General features: G+C 38.1%; 1 pseudogene. It reads left to right on the top strand.

What is annotated here, in order from left to right:
* Positions 1-544, top strand: a pseudogene (locus ACFIKR_RS09620) (hypothetical protein); the annotation flags it as partial.

Raw genomic sequence — 544 nt, 5'->3', positions numbered from 1 at the left:
AAACGTTTTTTTTGCTGAAGCAAACGCTAAGCAAAATCAAGCTATAAAGAACCAGAATAAGAATATATATAAAAAAACTAATACTATCGTATTAGCAAAAAAAGAAATTGGTTCTGAAAGTTTAGAAACAAACGATTTGGTTGACGAGCCAACAGAGGTTGCTGCTGTTGAAACCACATCAGAGCAAATCACAACCTCATCAGACAACCAACCTCCCATTCACGAGCAAGAGAACGTTCCTAAGAAAGCCAAGCGAAGTAAGGGGAAAAAAGAACTTGGAAGCGTACCAGAAGATTTTGAACCTGATTTGCAATACGCGATCGATAAAGGCTTAACGCATGATGAGGCGTTATTAGAATTCGAAAGATTTAAACTTCATTGGAAAGCCAATCCATGTCGAAATGCAAACAATCGCGATTGGCAAAGTGCTTGGTGTGGTTGGATTATTAACCAGAATGGAACGCTAGCCAAGAAACAAACACAAACACTTAGAGGTTATCATGGAAAATTCACTCAGAAAACTTTCACAGAACAGCTTGCAGAA

The organism is Bartonella sp. MR30HLJHH, from assembly GCF_042194195.1.
Classification (GTDB): Bacteria; Pseudomonadota; Alphaproteobacteria; order Rhizobiales; family Rhizobiaceae; genus Bartonella; species Bartonella grahamii.
Note: the sequence above shows the minus strand (reverse complement) of the source record. Positions and strands in the feature narration are given on the sequence as shown.